Raw genomic sequence first — 20,264 nt, 5'->3', positions numbered from 1 at the left:
CATGCGAAGCGATGCTAGGGGGGTCCGGCGGGCGAGGCAATGCCGGAGGACTAGTGGTTTTCGCTAGTCCGGCCGGGTGCGAATTAGGCAATGTGATGCCTAACTCGAAAGCCGGCCGATACGGACGGCTGTCCGTGGACGGCGCACCCGTGCTAGGATGAAAACGGACGGCTGACCGCTTTCTTCCGCGGCCCGAGGAGCACGCATGAACGCACCCCCGCAGGCGCCCTTCCACCCGAACGAGGCGCGCCCCTGGCCCGAACTGCAGGCCCTGCAGCTGCAGCTCCTGCACGGGCAACTGCGCTACCTGGCGCAGCGCTCAACCTTCTACCAGCGCAAGCTGGCCGCCGCCGGCATCGCGCCCGAGGCCATCCGCTCGCTGGCGGACCTGCGCCGCATCCCGTTCACCACCAAGCAGGAGCTGCGCGAGAGCCTGCAGGCCGAGCCGCTGCTGGGCCTGCACCGGGCGGCCGATCCGGCCGACATCGTGCAGGTGCAGGCCTCCTCCGGCACCACCGGCAGCCCGGCCTACGTGGGCCTGACGGCGGCCGACCGCGAGCACTGGGCCGAGATGACGGCGCGCGGCCTGTACGCCTGCGGCATCCGGCGCGGCGACACCGTGCTGCACGCCTTCTCCATGAGCAAGGGCTTCGTCGGCGGCATCCCGATCTGGCAGGGCATCACCCGCATCGGCGCGGTCGACTTGCCGATCGGCGCCGACGGCGGCGTCGACCGCCTGCTGATCGCGGCGCGCGACGCCCGGCCGCGATGCATCGTCGGCACGCCCAACTTCCTGCTCTACCTGGCGACGGTGGCGCCCGACCTGGTCGGCCGCCGGGCGACCGAGCTGGGCGTGCAGCGGCTGGTGGTCGGCGGCGAGCCGGGCGGCGGCATCCCGGCCATCCGCCAGGGCCTGCAGGAGCACTGGGGCGCGCTGTGCTGCGAGGTGATGGGCGGCACCGACCTGGGCTGCGTCTACTGGGCCGAGGCCGAGGACCAGCGCGGCATGTACTTCGTGGCGCCCGAGTTCATCCTGGCCGAGCTGGTCGACCCGGGCACGGGCGATCCCGTCGAGTGGAAGGAAGGCGCCACCGGCGAGCTGGTCTACACCTCGCTGCAGCGCCAGGCCTCGCCGGTGCTGCGCTTCCGCTCGGGCGACCACGTGGTGGTCACGGCGATGGGCGGCCCGGGCGGGCGCACCACGCCGGCCATCCGCTGCTTCGGCCGCACCGACGACATGCTGATCGTGCGCGGCGTCAACCTGTTCCCCTCGGCGGTGCAGGACATCGTGTCGGCCATGAAGCCGCTGGTGGGCGGGGTGGTGCGCGTGCTGGCCGACTTCGAGGGCCACACGACGCAGGACAACCTCAAGCTGCTGGTGGAGCGAGCGCCCGGGGCCGATGCGTCCACGGATGCGCAAGTAGCTGCCCAAGTGGAGGCCCGGGTGCGCAACGCGCTGGCCGTCAAGGCCGACGTGCGCATGGTGCGCCACGGCTTCTTCGATGCGCCCGGCGCACAGAAGGTCGCGCTCACCCTGCGCAAGGCGCCGGAGTTCGATCGATGAACGCCGCCGCCAGCGAATTCGAGGCCAACGCCGGGGCCTACCGGACGCTGCTGGACTCGCTGCAGCAGGCCCGGCAGCAGGCCTGGCTGGGCGGCCCGGCAGCCGCGCGCGACAAGCACCGCCAGCGCGGCCGCGTGCTGGTGCGCGACCGCATCGCCCTGCTGCTGGATCCTGGCTCGCCCTTCCTGGAGCTGGGCGAGCTGGCCGGCGAGGGGATGTACGAGGGCGTGGCGCCGGGCGCCGGCATCGTCACCGGCGTCGGGCTGGTGCAGGACCGCGCCTGCATGGTGATCGCCAACGACGCCACGGTGAAGGGCGGCACCTACTTCGGCATGACCTGCCGCAAGCACGTGCGGGCCCAGCGCTTCGCGCGCCAGCACCGCCTGCCCTGCATCACGCTGGTGGACAGCGGCGGCGCCTTCCTGCCCGACCAGGCCAACATCTTTCCCGACGAAGGCCTGTTCGGTTCCATCTTCCACAACCAGGTCGGCATGTCGGCCGAGGGCATCGCGCAGATCGCCGTGGTGCTGGGCGCCTGCACCGCCGGCGGCGCCTACATCCCGGCGCTGTGCGACGAGGTGGTGATCGTGCGCGGCAAGGGCTTCCTGTTCCTGGGCGGCCCGCAGCTGGTGCAGGCCGCCACCGGCGAGGTGGTGGACGCCGAGGCGCTGGGCGGCGCCGACATGCACACCCGCATCAGCGGCGTGACGGACCACATCGCCGAGGACGACGGCCAGGCCATCGCCATCGCGCGCCGGCTGGTGGGCGAGCTGCCGCCCATGCCACCGCCGCTGCGCGACCGCGTGCCGGTGCGCGAGCCGGCGCGGCCGCCGACCGACGTCTACGGCCTGGTGCCGCGCGACCCGCGCCAGCCGGCCCCCACGCGCGATCTGCTGCGCTGCCTGCTGGACGGCGGCGAGCTGTCGGAATTCAAGGCCGGCTACGGCGACACGCTGGTCACGGGCTTCGCCCGGATCGGCGGCTGGCAGGTCGGCGTGCTGGCCAACGAGGGCGTGCTGTTCGTCGACAGCGCCGTCAAGGCCACCCACTTCATCGACCTGTGCTGCAAGCGCAACGTGCCGCTGCTGTTCCTGGCCGACGTGTCGGGCTTCATGGTCGGACGCGAGGCGGAGCAGGCCGGCATCGCCAAGGCGGGCGCGAAGTTCATCACCGCCATGAGTTCGGCGTCGGTGCCCAAGTTCACCCTCATCACCGGCGGCGCCTACGGGGCCGGCTACCTGGCCATGTGCGGGCGCGCCTTCCAGCCCAACGCCATGTTCATGTGGCCGAACGGGCGCGCGGCCATCATGGGGCCGGAGCAGGCCGCCACCACGCTGGCGCTGGTCAAGCGGCAGAACCTGGCGGCCGGCGAGACCTGGTCCGGCGCCGACGAGGAAGCCTTCAAGGCACCCATCCGCCGGCAGTACGAGGATTTCGCCGCCGCCCGCAACTTCGCCCGCCACCTGTGGGTGGACGGCATCCTGGACCCGGCGGAAACGCGGCCGACGCTGTCGCTGCTGCTGGACCTGGCCGCGCGCGTGCCGACACCGGCCACCCGCTTCGGCGTGTTCCGCATGTGAGGCCGCGATGTTCCGCAAAGTCCTGATTGCCAATCGCGGGGAGATCGCGATCCGCATAGCCGGCACGCTGCGCCGCATGGGCATCGCCTGCGCCACCGTCCACTCCGCCGCGGACACCGGCGCCCTGCACGTGCGCGCCATCGGCGAGTCGGTGCTGCTGGGTAATGCGCCGGCGCGCGAGAGCTACCTGGACATCGAGGCGGTGCTGCGCGCCGCCCGCCAGGTCGGTGCCGACGCCATCCATCCCGGCTTCGGCTTCCTGTCGGAGAACGCTGCCTTCGCCCGCGCCTGCGCCGCCGCCGGCATCGCCTTCATCGGCCCCTCGCCCGAGGCGCTGGAGCTGTTCGGCGACAAGGCCGCGGCCAAGCGGCTGGCGCACTCGCTCGACATCCCCACCGCCGTCGGCCTCGACGAGCCGACCGACGACGTGGAGGTCCTGCTGGCCGCCACCGCCGGGCTGCCCCTGCCCTTCATCCTGAAAGCCGCGGCCGGCGGCGGCGGCAAGGGCATGCGGGTGGTGCGCGAACGCGAGCAGGCGCGCGCCGCTGCCGAAGCGGCCATCCGCGAGGGCCGCTCGGCCTTCGGCGACGGGCGCCTGATCGCCGAGCGCTACCTGCCACAGGCGCGCCACGTCGAAGTGCAGGTCCTGGGCGACGGCGAAGGCGGCGTGCTGCACCTGTACGACCGCGAGTGCAGCCTGCAGCGACGCCACCAGAAGGTGGTGGAGGAAGCGCCGGTGCTGAGCCTGCCGCAGGCGCAGCGCGAAATTCTTTGGCGCCATGCGCTGGCGATCGCCAGCGAAGCGCGCTACCTGGGGCTGGGCACGGTGGAGTTCGCCGCCACGCCCGAGGGCGCGGTGTTCCTGGAAGTGAACCCGCGCCTGCAAGTCGAGCACCCGGTCACCGAGGCGGTGCTGGGGCTGGACCTGGTGCAGCTGCAGGTCGAGGCCGTGGCGCAGCGCCGCCTGCCGCTGGCGCAGGCCCAGGTGCCGGCGCCGCGGGGCGTGGCCGTGCAGGCGCGCCTGTACGCCGAGGATCCGCAGCGCGGCTTCCTGCCGGCCACCGGCACGGTGCGGTCGTTCCTGGCACCCGCCGGGCTGCGGGTGGATGCGGGCGTGGCAGCGGGCAGCGAGGTCACGCCGCACTACGACCCCATGCTGGCCAAGCTGATCGCGCACGGCGCCACGCGCGGCGAAGCCCTCGATCGCCTGCGAAACGGCCTGGGCGCGACCACGCTGCTGGGCGTGCAGAGCAACCGCAGCTTCCTGCTCGACCTGCTGGCCGAGCCGCGCGTGCGCAGCAACGCGATCAGCACCGAGTTCATCGACCGCTGGCTGGCGGCCCAGCCCGCCGAGACCACCGATGCGCGCCACGTGGCGGCACTGGCCGCGCTCTGGTTGCTCGCGCAGCGACGGCAGCAGGCAGCAGCCACCGGCGGCGCCTGGGCCGATGCGGCCTTGACCGGCTGGCAGCTGCGCCGCGCCGGCGAGGCGGCGATCACGTCGACGCACCGGTTCCGCTCGGCATCGTCCGAATGGCGTGTGGGCTTCGGCGCCCATGCCGGGTCGCTCGCCGTCCGGGTGGACGAGCAGGTGTTCGCGGTCGCCACCGGCCCAGGCGACAGCGTCACGGTCGAGGGGGTGACCTGGCCGGTGGACGCCGCCTGCGACGCCGGTTCTGCCCACGCCCGCATCGCCGGTCGCGAGCTCACGCTCGAGGTCGAGCCGTTGCACCTGCCGCAGCGCGGCGCGTCGGCGGCTGCACAAGGGGTGGTGCGAGCGCCCATGATGGGCATCCTCACGGGCGTGGAAGCCCGACAGGGAGAGCCCGTCGCGGCCGGCGACCGCCTGGCCACGCTGGAATCGATGAAGATGGAGATGGCGATCACGGCGCCGGTGGCCGGCGTGCTCGCCTGGGTGGGCTGCGAGGCCGGGGCCAAGGTCGAGCGCCACCAGGACCTGTTCCGCATCGAAGCCGCCAGCTAAGGAGCGTTGCCATGGCCGAGCTGCCCGACCGCGTCGAGATCCACGAGGAAGGCCCGCGCGAAGGTTTCCAGATCGAGCCGCCCGGCTTTTCCATCGCCGACCGCGCCGCGCTGGTCGAAGCGCTGGCCGACACCGGCCTGCGGCAGATCCAGGTCGCCTCCTTCGTCAACCCGGCGCGCGTGCCGCAGATGGCCGACGCCGCCGAGCTGTTCGCCGCCATCCGCAAGCGCCCCGGCGTGCGCTACACAGCCCTGTGGCTGAACGAACGCGGCTTCGATAGTGCCTGCGCGACGCCGGCCGTGGACCTCACCGGCAACCTGTACTTCTACGCCTCGGATGCGTTCAGCCGCCAGAACAACGGGCGTGGCATGCAGGCCCATGCCGAGTCGCAGCGCCGCTGGGTGCAGCTCTATCGCGATCGGGGCCTCGCCATCGAGTCGGCCTACGTGATGACGGCCTTCGGCTGCAACCTGGAGGGCGAGATCCGCGAAGAGCGGCTGGCGCAGTCGCTGCGCTTCATCGCGCAGCTGGAGCGTGATGAAGGCTTCCGCCTGCCGGTGCTGTACCTCGCCGACACGGTCGGCTGGGCCTACCCGCTGTCGATCCGGCGCCGGATCGCGCTGGCGCGCGAGCTGCTGCCGCACGCCCGCATCGGCCTGCACCTGCACGACACCCGGGGGTTGGGCATGGCCAACGCGCTGGCAGCCCTGGAACAGGGCGTGGACCTGTTCGACGCCTCCATCGCCGGCCTGGGCGGCTGTCCCTTCTGCGGCCACGCGCACGGCGGCGCGGCGGGCAACATCTGCACCGAGGACCTGGCCTTCCTGTGCGAGCAGATGGGGATCCCCACCGGGCTGGACCTGCCGAAGCTGCTGGAGGCCGCGCGGCTGGCAGAGCGCATCATCGGCCGGCGGCTGGAAGGCAAGCTGATGCACAGCGGCCTGCCGTCGGCCGCAGGCCTGGAGGAGCCCGCATGAACGTCGACACCCGCCTGACCGTCGCCGGCCTGTTCGCCCAGCGCGTGCGCAGCCAGCCCGATGCACCGGCGCTGCAATCGGCGGACCGCACGCTGAGCTATGCGCAGCTCGCCGACCGTGTCGCGCGGCTGGCCGGCGCGCTGCGTGCCCGCGGCCTGCAGCGCGGCGACCGCCTGGCGCTGTGGTCGGAGAACCGGCCCGAGTACATCGAGATCGAACTCGCGGCGGCGCAGCTGGGCCTGGTCGTCGCCTGCCTCAACTGGCGCCTGTCGCCCGAGGAGCAGCGCCATTGCATCGCGCTGGTGGAGCCGGCCGCCTGCATCGTGTCGCCGCGCTACGCCCCGGCGCTGGCCGCGCTGGAGCTGGGGCTGCCGCAGGTGCTGGAGCTCGGCCCGGCCTTCGAGGCGCTGTGCGAGTCGGCGGCTCCGGTGCCGCCCGATCCGGCGCTGGACGCCGAGGACGGGCTGGTGATCCTCTACACCAGCGGCACCACCGGCCTGCCCAAGGGCGCGCTGGTCAGCCAGCGCGCGATGGTGGCGCGCGCCATGGTGTTCGCGGCCGACTACGGCATCCGCGGCCAGGATGCCTTCATCGCCTGGTCGCCGCTGTTCCACATGGCCGCCACCGACCATTCGCTGGCCACGCTGATGCTGGGCGGCCCGGTGGTGGTGTGCGACGGGCTGGACCTGCCGCGCATCTGCGCCACGCTGCGCGAGCGGCCGGTCGGCTGGCTGCTGGCCATGCCGGGCATGATCGACAACATGGCCGATGCGCTGGAACGCGACGGCGGGCCGTTCCAGCCGGTTCGCCTGGTCGGCGCCATGGCCGACCTGGTGCCGCACCAGCAGATCGCGCGGCTGTCGGGCCTGGTGCACGCGCCCTACTTCAACACCTTCGGTTCCACCGAGACCGGGCTGCCGCCCGCCTCGGGCAGCCTGCTGGCCGCGGGCGAGCTGCCGGCCTCGATGGCCAAGCGCCAATCGTCCTTCTGCATGACCAGGCTGGTGGACGCCGAAGGCCGCGAGGTGCCGGACGGCACGCCGGGCGAGATGGCGGTGCGCGGCCCCACCCTGTTCTCCGGCTACTGGGGCAACGACCAGGCGAACGCGCAGTCCTTCCGCGACGGCTGGTTCCACATGGGCGACGTGTTCGTGCGCCACGCCGACGGCACGCTGGACTTCGTCGACCGCGTGAAGTACCTGATCAAGTCCGGCGGCGAGAACATCTACCCGGCCGAGATCGAGCGCGTGCTGCTGGCCCATCCCGACGTCGCCGACGCCGCGGTGGTGCGCAAGGCCGACGCGCGCTGGGGCGAGGTGCCGGTGGCCTTCATCGCCACCCGCAGCGGCACCCTGGACGAGGCCGCCCTGCTCGCCTTCTGCCGCGAGCGCCTGGCCGGCTACAAGCTGCCCAAGGTGCTGCAGCCCATCGCCCTGGCCGATTTCCCGCGCAGCAGCACGGGGAAGATCCAGCGGCACGAGCTGGAGAAGCGGGTGTAGGAGGTCCACCCCAACACGCCATTCCCGCCTCTCCGTCATCCCCGCGAAGGCGGGGATCCAGGGCTTCCGCAATCGGCAGCGCGCATCGCGCGCGCATCAAGTCGTCGAATTGAGGTCGGGGCGCGCGGCGGGCGGCGCCGGACGGTGCTTCATGGTGGGTCGACCCCTGCTCGCTGGCGCTCGCAGGGGCTTCCCGCGAAATTTCTCCGGCCTGGGGCGGGCGGCATAACTCGCTGCGCTCCTTCGTCGCGCTGCTCAAACAGATGCCGCCAGTCAGTGCACGGTCGCGCGCCTGCGGCGCGCTGCCCCAGTCCGGAGAAATTTCGCGGCGCCCCACAAATCAGCCCCGCCCGACGCCGCCCGCCGCGGGAACCGCTGTGCGGGTGCGAGCACGAGTGAGCACTTGGTCGGATGCGAACGGTCGCGGACCGCAGTGCGCCTTACGGGAATGACGGCAACGCGGGACGGTCGCCTACTTCGCCCCCAGCACCCGCAACGCCAGCCGCTGGTAGATCCGGATCAGCTTCTCCTGCGACAGCCGCCCGTCCTCGCGGTACCAGGTGCTGATGCCGGTCAGCAGCGACAGCAGGGCCAGGGTGGTGATGCGCACGTCGTCCACGTCCCATTGCCCCGCCTTGCGGCCATCGGTGACGATGGCGCGGACCTGGGCCTCGTAGTCCTTGCGCAGGCCGATGACGCGGTCGTACTGCTCGGGCGTGAGGCTGCGCAGCTCCATGTTGCCGATGAAGGTCTCCTGCCGGCGCGCGGTGTGCCACTCGATGTGGAAGCGCACGAAGGCCAGCAGCCGCTCGCGCGGGTCGTCCAGGCCTTCCATGCGCTGCGCGAAGTCCTGCAGCAGCTCCAGCATGATCTCCTCGATCAGCTCGGCCAGGAACTCCTGCTTCTGCGGCACGTGGTTGTAGAGCGAGCCCAGGCGCAGGCCGACGTCGGCCGCCAGGTCGCGCAGGTTCATGGCCTCGTAGCCGTGGCGCCAGATGCGCTCGATGGCGGCCTTGCGCACGGCGCGCCGGGTGTCGGCGCCGTTCACGCCTGCGGGTCGTCCCATCATGGTCCCAATGCTGGAGGAGTGCCGATGATAGGCAGGCCAAGCGGCGGCCAGCGCGTTCGCAGCGGCTTCGACCGGCGGAACGGGCGGGGCAATACGGTTCGGCGGTCAGATCCGACCGAATGGCGTCCGGTCAGCTGGCGATGTATTCGACAACTGGATGGATGAACAGACTCACGAAGTCGCCATACAAGTTAAACTTGTGGCCTAAGTGGATTGGGGGTTCCCGGTCGGCGCTACAGCCTCGGTGGGTTCACCGGGGCTTTTCGCTTTCTGAGGTGGGTAAACCATCAGTCCCACGCCGTGATAGCCGTGGCCGACGTGGGCACGGCCGCCATCACAGTAGAACTTGCACTTGAGTATCTCGAAGGCCTTGTTGCTTTGACCCGGACGGAGGTAGTTCAGGCCGACGGGCCGGGCCACCAGATCGGCCAGCTGCAATCCGTCGAGGTTCGTCTTCTTGTCGGCGAACACGATGTTGAATGGAAGCGGGCGCGTGCTCCCTGCGTCGCCGTCGCAGATTCGCCGGAATTCCAACTCCAGCTCGCGGTCTTCCTTCTTGCCCCGGCACTCCACAACCACGTGCGTTTGCAGGTTCTCCTGCTCCTTCTCGGCCAGGAACTCCTGCAAACCCTTCAGGCAGATGTCCAGCGCGATGTGATAGGGATTTGAAGCCGTGCCCTCCCCCCGCCCAACGCGGGCCTTGTCCACCACGCAGGCAATCAGAATGAAGTTGCTCTGCTCCATGATGTCGGACAAGCGGTCCATGAACTCACTCCGCGTGGGCAGGTGACTGAGGAATGCGAAATCCCCCTTCTGCTTGCGGATGTCAGTCTCGTGCAGGACCACGCTATCGTGACCGAAGTAGTTGAACTTCAGCTTCTCCAGCGCAGGGATGATCTTTTCGCTGTAGTGCCGCTTGTGGAAGATGCAGAACGCGAGCACGAAGACAGGGTAGTCAGGGTCGATGCTCGACAGCGAATGGTCGCCGCTTTCGTCCACGTACACCACGTAGTCGCTGTAGCGCCGGCTCTCGATCGGTGGCGCCGCTGTCCGGTCGACCGGGAGGGCTTCGATCGATTCGAACAGCGCGTACTGCGTGCCAGGAGTGGTGCTCATGCCCGCCTGAAATCCGATCAGTCGTTGATAGGCTGAAGCTTACCTCCGGAGGTTCGTGGCATCTCGTCCAGGCTCTCGGGTTCTCATGAAGACACGTCAGTCCGCGCATTCCCGCAACCGCGCCAGCAGGCCGGTGTGCCGCTCGGTGCCCCGGCCGATGGCGGCGCGCAGGGCGTCCTCGCCGGCGAACAGGTCCACCCGCGACCTGGCGCGCGTCACGCCGGTGTAGAGCAGTTCGCGCGTGAGCACCGGCGACTGCGCCGCCGGCAGCACCAGCAGCACGGCATCGAATTCCGAGCCCTGCGCCTTGTGCACGGTCATGGCGAACGCCGTCTCGTGCGCCGGCAGCCGCACCGGCGCCACCGCGCGCCAGCCGCCGCCAGCCTTGGGGAACCAGACCTGCAGATCGCCCTGCGAATCGGGCAGCGCGAGGCCGATGTCGCCGTTGAACAGCTGCAGCGCGTAGTCGTTGGCCAGCACCATCACGGGCCGCCCGGCGAACCAGGGCGAGGCACCGCCCGATCGCCGCAGCGCCTCGGGCAGTCCGGCCAGCGCCGCGCGCGCCTGCTGCGTGAGCGACTGGTTCAAGGTTTCGACGCCCTGCGGCCCCTCGCGCACCGCGCACAGCACGCGGAACGACGCGAACGCCTCGCTGGCCGCGTCGACGTCGTGCGGCGCAGCCAGCACCGCATCGAAGTAGCGCTGCAGGCCCGCGCGTGCGAGGGTGACCGCCTGGGCCCCGCTGCCGGGCTCGTGCCAGGCGACACCGGCATCGGCGCCGGCGCGCAGCCAGGCCACGGCCGGGTCGGCATGGCCGGCGTTGATGAAGGCAGACAGCTGCCCTATGCCCGAGCCGGCGTCGAAGCGGTAGCTGCGCTGCAGCCAGACCACGCTGTCGCGCAGGCCGGTGTCGCCCGTGTCGCCTGTGTCCGCGCGCGGCGCCGGCGGCTGGATCGCGCCGGGCGGCAGGCCACAGGCGACTTCCAGCTCGCTTCGGCAGGCCTCGCCCAGCGAAGGATCGGTGCACAGCTCGGAGAAGACGGCGCCGCTCTCCACCGCGGCGAGCTGGTCCTTGTCGCCCAGCAGGATCACGCGGGCTCCCGCGGGCACCGCTTCCAGCAGCCGGGTGGCCAGCGCCAGGTCCAGCATCGAGGCTTCGTCCACCACCAGCACGTCCAGCAGCAGCGGGTTGGCGGCGTCGTGGCGGAAGCTGCCGCGGCCGGGGTGGTAGCCGAGCAGGCGGTGCACGGTGAAGGCTTCCGCGGGCAGCCGCTCGCGCACGTGCGCCGGGAAGCCGGCGGCACGCTCGCGCAGCGCCTCGCCCATGCGGGCCGCGGCCTTGCCGGTGGGCGCCGCCAGCACGATGCGCGCGTCGGGCTGCTGCTCCAGCAGGCAGGCGAGCAGGCGCGCCACGGTGCTGGTCTTGCCGGTGCCCGGACCGCCGCTGACGATGGCCAGGCCATTGCGCAGGGCCAGCGCCGCGGCGACCTGCTGCCAATCGGTATCGTCGGTGGCCGCGGCCGCCGCGCGCGGGAACAGCATCGCCAATCGCTCGCGCAGCTCCGCGGTGATCGGCTGCGGCGCACGGCCGGCCAGTTGCAGCAGGCGCCGCGCCAGCCGGTGCTCGTAGTCGTAATAGCGGTGCAGGTACAGCCGGTCGCCGGCATCCAGCACCAGCGGCTGCACGCCCGACACGGGCGGCTGCGCGACCATGCCGGAAGCGAGCAGCAGCGTGCGTAGGCCCGCGGCATCGGCGCCCTCGCCCGCCACCTGGGCCAGCGGCACGCAGGCATCGCCCGAGCTGGTGGCCAGGCTGGCGACGGCCGCCGCGCGCGCCGCGGCCGCTGCCGCTTCGGCCGATGCGCCGGCCTGCAGCGACCAGCGCTGCACGTGTTCCCCGAAAGCGCTTGCGAGCCGGCGTGCGGGCGCGCTGCCGGGCCGGTCGTCGTCGTCGCGGATCATGCCGCTTCCCTCCGGGGCTGCCCCAGCATGGTTTCGAACGCCTGCACCAGCGCCAGGGGCGGACGGTCGAAGTGCACGCCCAGCGGGTGGCCCTCGGCGGTGCGCCAGTCGGGCCGCACTCCGCGCACGAACAGGTAGTGCACGCCGCCGAAGTGCCGCTCGTAGTCGTAGCCGGGCAGCCGCCGTTGCAGCCAGCGGTGCAGCGCCACCGTGTACAGCAGCAGCTGCAGGTGATAGCCGTTGTCGTCCATGGCCCGGCGCAGGGCCGCCGGCTCGTAGTCGCGCGCGTCCCAGCCGAGGTGGTTGGACTTCCAGTCGAGGATCCACCAGCGCCCGCCGTGCTCGTAGACGAGGTCGATGGCGCCGTGCAGGTAGCCCTCCAGCACCTGCCACGGCAGTTCCGGGCCGCCGTAGCCGTGCTCGCGCAGCAGCGCATCCAGCCGCCGGCTGTCCAGGCCGTGCGAGGCCAGGTTGAACGCGAACTCGGCGCGCGTGCGCGCCCGCGCCACCTGCGCCAGCGCGAAGCCCTGCCCCAGCGGCGTGTCCAGCACGTCGCCCATCATGCGCAACACCATCGCGGCGTAGGGCGGCGCCTCCCGGCTGCTGCCGGCGCGACCCGGCGGGTGTCGCCGCAGGGCGGCCTCGATCGCGTCCGGCCAGCCCTGCGGGTCGCCGAAGTCGGCGTGCTCGAACACCGCGTGCAGGCAAGTGCCTTCACGCGCGCCGCTGGGAAAGCGCAGGATGTCGTCGTCCGGCAGGCGCTCACGCGCGACGCGGCCGGCTTCGCGGCGCGCGGCCAGCAGGTCGTGGTCGACCGCCGCGCGGTCGTGTTCGGCGCCGCGCACCAGCCCGCTGTAGCTGCCCAGGCGCCAGCCGCCGGGCAGGGCCGGCGCCGGCAGCGCCGCGATGCGAGCCGGCTCCAGCACGGGCGGCGGCAGCGGCACGCCGGTGCCGGCCGGCAGCGGTTCGATCGCGACGTCGCCGGCGTGGTCGGCAGCGAGCCGTTCCCAGGCCTGCACGATGTCCGGGAGCGCCGTGTTCCGTTCGCGCCAGTCCTGCGGCCCCACGCCGGCACCGGCCACCAGCCAGTTGAGCGGGTTGCCGCTGCACTCCCTGGGCGAGGTGCCGCGCCCGGCCGGGCGCTCGTAGCCGCCCACCACCAGGTAGCAGCGGTGCACCGCCCGCGTCAGCGCCACGTAGACCAGCCGCAGGCGCTCGGCATCCTTCTCGGCCTGGATGCGCGCCTTGACCGCCGCATCGGCCTCGCGGTAGTCGATCACGTGGCCGCCGTCCTCGTCGTGGTACTCGCAGCCGGGCACGCCGCCGTTGCCGCCGCCCGCGCTGCCGTCCCACAGGTAGGGGCAGAACACCACGGTGAACTCCAGCCCCTTGGACTTGTGGATGGTGAGGATCTTGACCAGGTTGCGGTCCGACTCCAGCCGCACCTGCGTCGCCTCGGCCTCGCCGCCTTCGCGCCGCTGCTGCTGCAGCCAGCGCAGCAGCGCCTCGGGCGAGGCGTGCTCGCGCGCGGCCTCGTGCAGGCATTCGGCCAGGTGGCGCAGGTTGGTCAGGCGCCGCTCGCCGTCGGCGCGCGCCAGCATGCGCGGCTCCACGCCCTCCCGCACCATCAGCTCGCGCAGCATGGGCGCGATGCCGCGCCGCAGCCAGGCCGTGCGGTAGTCGGCGAAGCGTGCGGCCCATTCGGGCAGGCGCGAGCCCTCGTCCGCCAGCGCCTGCAGCTCGGGCGCCGGCACGCCCAGCAGGCCGGTGGCCAGCGCGTTGAGCAGCAGCCCCTGGCGATTCGGCCGCAGCACCGCGCGCAGCACGTCCTCCAGTTCCTGCGCATCGACGCTGCCGAACACGCTCGTCTGCGCCAGTTCCACGCTGCCCACGTTCAGTTGCGCCAGTTCGGCGCGGATGCGGCTGCCCTCGGCATGGCTGCGCACCAGCACGGCGATGTCGCCGGCCTCCAGCGGCCGGTCGCCGTGCCGCACTCGCTCGCGCGCCGCCAGCAGGCGCGCGATCTCGGCGGCGCAGGCCTGCGCCACCGCCAGCTGCGCCGGCCCCTTCAGCATCGGCTCGCCGTCCTCCATCGGCAGCGACCACAGCTGCAGCGGCGCGCGCGCGACGCCCGAGTCGTCGGCGAACGGCTTGCGCGGCTTGTCGCCGGCGCTCACCGGGTGGTAGTGCAGGTCGTCCAGCATGAAGGCGCGCGGGTTGCGACCGAACAGCCCGTTGAGCCCGCGGATCAGCGCCGCGCTGGAGCGCTGGTTCTGCGCCAGCGTGTACTCGGCCTGCGCCACGCCGCGCGCCTGCAGGTAGGTGTGCAGGTCGGCATTGCGGAAGCTGTAGATCGCCTGCTTGGGGTCGCCCACCAGGAACAGCGTGGCCTGCGGCTGGCCGCCGTACACGGCGCGGAAGATGCCGAACTGCAGCGGGTCGGTGTCCTGGAATTCGTCGATCAGCGCGGCCGGGTAGCGCTGGCGCAGCTGCCCCGCCAGGCCGGCGGCCGCATCGTGCTCGCCGGGGTCGGCCGGCACCAGCTTGCGATGCAGGTTGGACAGCATGTCGTCGAAGGCGAGCACCCGGCGCTGGCGCTTGAGCTCGCGCAGTGCCTGCCCGCCGTCCCGCAGCAGGCGTTGCAGCAGCTCGACGCGCGCCGCCTCCAGGCTCCCCCGGAATCGCTCCCACAGCCGCAGGAAGGCATCGGCCTGGTCGAAGAAGGCATGCTGCTGGCAGGGCGCGTGGTTCTTCTTGGGCTGGAACTTCGTCGCGGTCAGCAGCTTCGCCTTCTCGTCCAGTTGCACGCAGGCCATCACGCGATCCGCGGCGAACACCGCGTCCCAGCACGCGGCGGCCTGGGCGACGGCCTCGGGGTTGTAGTGGGCCTTGTGCAGGCTCTCACGGCTGGCTTCCACGCAATCGAGCACGGCGTCGCGCTCGGCGCCCCACAGCGCGCGCAGTTCGTCATAGGCCTGCTGCACCTCGGCGAGGTCGACGGCCGGTCCCTCGGCCGGCTGCGGCCACAGCACCCGCGACAGCGGCTTGGCGGCATGGCGCTCCAGCAGTTCGGCGAAACGCTCGGGCGAGTCCTTGCAGGCGAGCAGCCAGGCCGCCAGCCCCGGCGCCAGCCCGGGTTGCGCCACGTGGCGGCGCCAGAAATCGCGCGCCGCCTGCTCGCGCAGTTCGCGGTCGTCCTCCAGCAGGTCCTGGCGCAGCGGCAGGCCGGCGCTGAAGGGCGTGTCCTCCAGCGCGCGCTGGCAGAAGCCGTGGATGGTGTGGATCGCCGCCTCGTCGAAGGTTCGCAGGGCCTGGGCCAGCCGCTGCGCCGCTTCGGCTTCATCGATCTCCAGGCTGGCGCGCAGTCGCACCACGAAAGGATCGTCCGGGTCGGCGGCGCGGCCTTCCAGCGCGGCCAGCACGTCGGCGAGGCGCTGACGGATGCGGTCGCGCAGTTCGGCGGTGGCGGCCTTGGTGAAGGTGACGACCAGGACCTGCTGCACCGCCAGCGGGCGCTCACGCCGCAGCAGCAGGCGCAGGTACAGCCCGCAGATGTTCCAGGTCTTGCCGGTCCCGGCCGAGGCCTCGATCAGGCGAACGCCGTCGAGCGGGCAGGCGAACACGTCCAAGGCTTCGGGGGTGCCGGGCGTCGCATTCAGGCTCATGCCGCCGCCTCCGTCGTCCACTCGCGCCACTCGCTGCCGCCCAGCAGAGGCTCGAACACCGCCCGGGCGAGCTGCTCGAACTCCTCGTCCAGCGGATCGGGTTCGCCGCGGAACGCCAGCCGGTACGAGGGCTTGTCCTTGTCGCCCGGCCCTGCATGGCCGCGCCACGCACCCCGCGCCGCCGACATCGACTTCGCCACCAGCGCGCCGGCCGGCCGGGGAAAGAAGCGCAGCGGCAGCGACAACCCTTCGCGATAGCCCTCGACCAGCGCGCCCAGCTGCAGCCGCGCCTCCTCGCTCGACAGGGCATGGAACACCCGCACGCCATTGCGCGCCACCCAGCACGTGACCGGCTCAACGCCGGTAGGCGCCAGCGCGCACAGGAACAGGTGCTCGACCCAGGCCTGCACCTGGTCGCTGGCGCGCTCGTCGTCGTAGCGCCAGGCCACCCGCCCGCCCGCCCGCAGGTCGGCGAAACCACCTTCGATCGCCCACTCCTCCTCGGCCAGCCGCAGTTCGACCCGACCGCCGTGCGCCGGCAGCGGGGCGTCCTGGGTCCAGCGGCGCACGGCGGCGCAGAAGCCCTGCAGGCGCTGCAGCTCCGCTTCCAGCTGCTCCGCCCCCAGCAGGCCTTGCGGCAGCTCGATGCCGGCCCGTGCCAGCTGCCGCGCCCGGTCCAGGTCCAGCTCGCCGGCCAGCAGGGCCGGCAGCAGGCGCCGGGCCAGCGCATCACGCCCGTTGAAGGTGACGAGCAGCGGCTCGTCGTCGACCAGCTGCTGCTCGTCGCGCGGCAGCTCCAGCCGCAGCCGGCGCTCCAGCAGGAAGCGGCTGGGGTCGCGCCAGAAGGCCACCAGCTCGCGCAGCGGCACCTCGCGCCAGTGCGCGTCGGGCGGCGACAGCGGGCCGGTGAAGAACGGCGGCACGGTCTCCTCGACGGCCTCCTCGTCGGCGTCGCCGCTGGTGACCGGATCGACCGGCTGCGGGCGGTCGGCCGCGCTGGCCCGCAGCGCGCCGGCCAGCTCCTCGTCGAAGCTGCGCAGCCGAAGGTCCGGCGTGTCCTCGCTGAAGGCTTCCGGCGCGAAGGGCTGCAGCGGGTGCTCGACCACGATGCGCCGGCGCGCCGCGCCCAGCGCCTGCGCATCGGGGCCGTCGGCGAGGCCGGGCAGCACCACGTCCAGCAGTTCCGACACCAGCACCGAGGGCGGCAGCACGGCGTTGTCGCGGATGCTGCGGCCGGTGTAGCTGACATAGAAGGACGAGCGCGCCGCCAGCAGCAGGTCGAGGAAGGTGTTGCGCTGGTCGGCCCCGCGCTGGCGGTCGCCGGGGCGCGGGTGGCGCGCCATTAAGTCGAACTCCGCCGGCCGGTCGGCGCGCGGAAAGGCGCCGTCGTCCATGCCGATGGCGCACACCACCGGGAACGCCAGCCCGCGCAGCGTGCTCATGCCGGTGAAGGTGACGCGGCCGGTGGGTACGCCGCCGCGCGCCGGATCCTCCAGCGCGGCCTGCAGCGCCTGCCGCAGCACCACCGACGGCACCGGCTCCGCCACGCCGGCGCCTTCCATCGCCTGCACCACTTCGTCGATCGCGCCGTGCAGTTCGATCACGTCCTCGGCATCGCGCCCCGGCGCATCGACGAAGCGCTCGACCACTTCGTGCAGCAGCGTGCGCCAGGCCCTCGGCGCACGGGCCTGCGCCAGCTGCCGGCGCAGCGCGCACAGTTCGTCGGCGAAGGCCTGCAGCGCGCCCAGCGGCAGCGCCGCCGAGCCCTCGGCCCGGCCCGCCGGCAGCACCTCGCCCAGCACGCCGGCGGCGCCATCGGGCAGCGCATAGCCGAGGAACAGGCGCTCCATCCCGGCGGCCAGCGTGTGCCGCGCCGCGGGCAGGTCTTCGCTGCGCAGGTGCTCCTCGTCCAGCGCCCAGTGCACGCCCGCGGCCTGCAGCCACTCGTGCACCTGCTGCAGGCCGGTTTCGTCCAGCCCGAAGCGGCGCGCCACCACCGGCTGCTGCAGCAGGCCGTGCAGCTCGGTGGCGGTGCAGCGCGAAGCGGCCAGGGCCAGCACGTCCAGGAAGGCGCGCACCGGCTGGCTGGCGCGGGCGCGGCCCAGGCCGGTGATCTCGAAGGGGATGCGGCGCGCGGCCGGCACGCTGCCGAACACCGCGTCGATCAGGGGCGCGGCCGCTTCCAGGTCGGGCGTGACCACCAGCACGTCGCTGGCGCGCAGCTGCGGGTCGGCCCCGAACAGCCCCAGCAGGTGGTCGTGCAGCACTTCCAGTTGTCGGGTCAGCGAGTGGCAGGCGTGGACTTCCAGGCTGCGGTCGCCCTCCCGCCATGCCAAGCTGCCCGGTTCGATCTCGCGCAGGTCCAGCATCGCGTCCTGCAGCTGGCCGAGCAGCGACGGCGTTGCGGCCGGCTGGTAGTGCTCGTGCGGCTCGCTGTCCACCGGCTCGTCCCGCAGCAGCGCATCGAGCTGCGACTGCGCCTGCCGACCCCAGGACACCAGCAGGCGCGGACCTTCCTCGAAGCTGGCTATGCCGCGGGCGCGCAGCAGCGCCTGCCGGCGCGCATCGACCAGGTCGAACCAGTATTCACGGCAGGGGTTGAGCACGTACAGCCGCACGTCCATCCAGCGGCTGAGCTGCTGCAGCGCCCGCAGGTACAGCGGCGGGATGGACGACAGGCCGAACACGTGCACGCGCTCCGGTAGGCCCTGCGCCGAGCCCGCACCGGCGCCGCCCGAGGCAAGCTGCCGCACCAGGAGCTCGAACGGATGTTCGCCGGCCACCTGCATGTCGTCGGCGATGCGCTGCCACAGCGCGGCCTGCCAGTCCTCGTCCTCGCCCAGTTCGCCGGTGGTGCCGCCCTGCTGCCAGCGCAGCAGCCAGCCGTCACGGTAGGTGAGGTACTGGCCGAGCAGCGCCGCCACCCGCGAGGCCAGTTCGTAGCGCATGGCCTCGTCGGCGCCGGCCGCGGCGATCCAGGCCTGCAGCCGGCCGAAGCGGCCCACGAAGGCGGGATCGCGCAGCGCCTGGTACACGCGCCACGTGAGCTGCGCCGGCTCGAACGGCGACTCGGCCTGCACCGGCAGGAAGCGCGCCGCCTGCTGCCACAGCCACTGGGCCAGGAAAGCGAATTCGGCGTTGGCGCAGACGCCCTCGCGATCGGCGATGGCCAGCGTCAGCGCGCGCCGATGCGCGATGCTGGGCACCACGATGGGGTCGCTGCGCAGCGGATCGCCGCCGCCGTCGCCGAGCTGCGCCAGCAGCTGGTCCAGCAGGCACTCGTGGCGGTTGGAGAAGTGCAGGTGCAGCATGGATGGTGCGCAGCCTAGACCACGAACGCGGCTTCGCTGCCGCTGCGCGAGGCCCGCAGTTCCAGCCGGGCATCGATCCAGTCCTTGAGCTCGGCCACGTGCGAGATGATGCCCACCATGCGGCCGGCCTGCTGCAGGTCCTTGAGGGTGCGGATGGCGAAGTCCAGCGCCTCCGGGTCCAGCGTGCCGAAGCCTTCGTCGACGAAGATCGCGTCCAGCCGGATGCCGCCGGCATGCGCCTGCACCACGTCCGACAGGCCCAGCGCCAGCGCCAGCGAGGCGAGGAAGGACTCGCCGCCCGACAGCGTGCCGACGCCGCGCGCGCTGCCGGTGTAGTGGTCGAACACCTCCAGGTCCAGCCCGCCGGCCGAGCGCGCATCCGTCTTGTCCTGCTTGCGCCGCATCTCGTAGCGGCCGCGGCTCATCACGCGCAGCCGCTGCGTGGTGGCGTCCAGCACCTCCTCCAGCAGGGTGGCCAGCACGTAGCGCTGGAAGGACATGCGCTGCGCGTTCTGGCCACCGGCCATGTCGGCCAGCCCACGCAGCACGCCGTGGCGCTGCTCCAGTTCGGCGAAGCTGGTGGCGATGGCGGCCAGCGAATCGAGGAAGCCCGTGGTGACCTGCAGGTCGGCCTGGGCCTGGGTGACGGCCTTGCCGGCCGCCAGGCGTGCGTCCTGCGCCTGCCGGTGCGCCTGTTCGAGCGCGGGCAGGTCGGGCCGCGCCAGGTCCCGGGCCTGCAGGGTGGCCCGCTGCAGGCGCTCGCGGGCCGACTGCAGGCGCTGCTCGTAGCCCTCGATCGCTGCCTGCAACTGCTGCAGCGTCGCTTCGTCCAGGCAGGTCTGCTCCCAGGCCGTCGCATCGGCGAAACCGGCCTCGCGCAGCCGGGCGGCGAAGTCGGCCGATTTCGCTTCGTGCCGGCGCTGCGCCTCGGCGCAGGCCTGCACGCTCTCGCCGGCTTGCGCGGCCAGGCGCGCCACCTGCAGCGCGGCGGCCTGCGCGGCCTGGTTGGCCTGCTCCATGGCCTGCTTCAGCTCGCTGCGCCGGGTGGAGGCGGCCCCCAGCGCCGCCTGCAGCGCACCGGGTTCGGCCAGGTCGGCCGGCACGCCCGCTTCGCGCTCGCGCAAGAGGGTGTGCGCGGCTTCCAGTGCGCGCTCGGCGGCGTGCAGGGCCTGCTGCGCGGACTGGGCTGCTCCGGCCTGCTCGGCGGCGCGCGACTGCGCGGTCGGCAACTGCTGCAGGCCGGCTTCTAGCGCTTCGGCCGCCGCCTTGGCGGACGACAGCGCGGCTTCAGCCCGCTCCGATTGCGCGCGCAGGGCCTCGATGGAAACCTGCGCGCCCAGGGTCTCTTGCAGCGTGCCGGCCTGGCCCTGCCACTGCGCGTGTTCCTGCTGCAGTGTGGCGAGTCGCGCTTGCGCCGCCTGCCAGCCTTGCTGGGCCTGCTCCAGCGCGGTGTCGGCGCGGGCCAGCTCCTCGTCGGCGACCGCGGGTCCTTGCGCACGGGCGGGAGCGGGGTGCTCGTGCGAACCGCACACCGGGC

General features: G+C 72.6%; 11 protein-coding genes. 5 read left to right on the top strand and 6 right to left on the bottom strand.

What is annotated here, in order from left to right; all coding sequences use genetic code 11:
- The first annotated feature begins 205 nt into the window (after nucleotides 1-205).
- From VEC03_RS11040 to VEC03_RS11020, 5 genes are read left to right on the top strand one after another with little or no spacing between them, the layout of a single operon-like run.
- On the top strand, nucleotides 206-1,564 hold the full coding sequence (locus VEC03_RS11040; protein WP_324915198.1) for a phenylacetate--CoA ligase family protein: 1,359 nt from the start codon (nucleotides 206-208) through the stop codon (nucleotides 1,562-1,564).
- A complete protein-coding gene (locus VEC03_RS11035; RefSeq protein ID WP_324915196.1) occupies nucleotides 1,561-3,144 on the top strand; it encodes an acyl-CoA carboxylase subunit beta in 1,584 nt (527 codons plus the stop codon). The genes VEC03_RS11040 and VEC03_RS11035 overlap by 4 nt, the downstream gene beginning before the upstream one ends.
- 7 nt (nucleotides 3,145-3,151) lie before the next feature.
- Nucleotides 3,152-5,128 carry a biotin carboxylase N-terminal domain-containing protein gene (locus VEC03_RS11030; RefSeq protein ID WP_324915195.1) on the top strand — a complete coding sequence of 659 codons (1,977 nt, stop codon included), beginning with the start codon at nucleotides 3,152-3,154 and terminating at the stop codon, nucleotides 5,126-5,128.
- A gap of 11 nt (nucleotides 5,129-5,139) precedes the next feature.
- The gene (locus tag VEC03_RS11025; protein WP_324915193.1) at nucleotides 5,140-6,105 is read left to right on the top strand and encodes a hydroxymethylglutaryl-CoA lyase; all 966 of its coding nucleotides are present in this window, start codon (nucleotides 5,140-5,142) and stop codon (nucleotides 6,103-6,105) included.
- Nucleotides 6,102-7,604, top strand: coding sequence for a class I adenylate-forming enzyme family protein (locus tag VEC03_RS11020; RefSeq protein ID WP_324915192.1), 1,503 nt, complete (start codon nucleotides 6,102-6,104; stop codon nucleotides 7,602-7,604). The genes VEC03_RS11025 and VEC03_RS11020 overlap by 4 nt, the downstream gene beginning before the upstream one ends.
- Before the next feature lie 472 nt (nucleotides 7,605-8,076).
- On the opposite strand, the gene VEC03_RS11015 is transcribed toward VEC03_RS11020, so the two are convergent.
- The 6 genes from VEC03_RS11015 to VEC03_RS10990 form a co-directional block, all read right to left on the bottom strand.
- On the bottom strand, nucleotides 8,077-8,673 hold the full coding sequence (locus tag VEC03_RS11015; protein ID WP_324915191.1) for a TetR/AcrR family transcriptional regulator: 597 nt from the start codon (nucleotides 8,671-8,673) through the stop codon (nucleotides 8,077-8,079).
- Between the two features lie 204 nt (nucleotides 8,674-8,877).
- Nucleotides 8,878-9,789: a DUF3800 domain-containing protein gene (locus VEC03_RS11010; RefSeq protein ID WP_324915189.1), complete on the bottom strand. Its 912-nt coding sequence runs from the start codon at nucleotides 9,787-9,789 to the stop codon at nucleotides 8,878-8,880.
- A 96-nt stretch (nucleotides 9,790-9,885) separates the two neighbouring features.
- Entirely contained in the window at nucleotides 9,886-11,751 is a 1,866-nt protein-coding gene (gene recD, locus VEC03_RS11005) for an exodeoxyribonuclease V subunit alpha (RefSeq protein WP_324915187.1), read from the bottom strand.
- The gene (gene recB, locus VEC03_RS11000) at nucleotides 11,748-15,416 is read right to left on the bottom strand and encodes an exodeoxyribonuclease V subunit beta (protein ID WP_324915185.1); all 3,669 of its coding nucleotides are present in this window, start codon (nucleotides 15,414-15,416) and stop codon (nucleotides 11,748-11,750) included. The genes recD and recB overlap by 4 nt, the downstream gene beginning before the upstream one ends.
- Nucleotides 15,413-18,727, bottom strand: a complete 3,315-nt coding sequence (recC, locus tag VEC03_RS10995; RefSeq protein ID WP_324915183.1) for an exodeoxyribonuclease V subunit gamma — start codon at nucleotides 18,725-18,727, stop codon at nucleotides 15,413-15,415. Before recC ends, recB begins: the two co-directional genes overlap by 4 nt.
- A gap of 14 nt (nucleotides 18,728-18,741) precedes the next feature.
- Nucleotides 18,742-20,264, bottom strand: a 1,523-nt coding sequence (locus VEC03_RS10990) for an SbcC/MukB-like Walker B domain-containing protein (RefSeq protein WP_324915181.1), incomplete at its 5' end; no start/stop codon positions are given.

Source organism: Ramlibacter sp. (assembly GCF_035627355.1).
GTDB lineage: Bacteria > Pseudomonadota > Gammaproteobacteria > Burkholderiales > Burkholderiaceae_C > Ramlibacter.
This window is presented reverse-complemented; position numbering and strand designations above follow the sequence as displayed.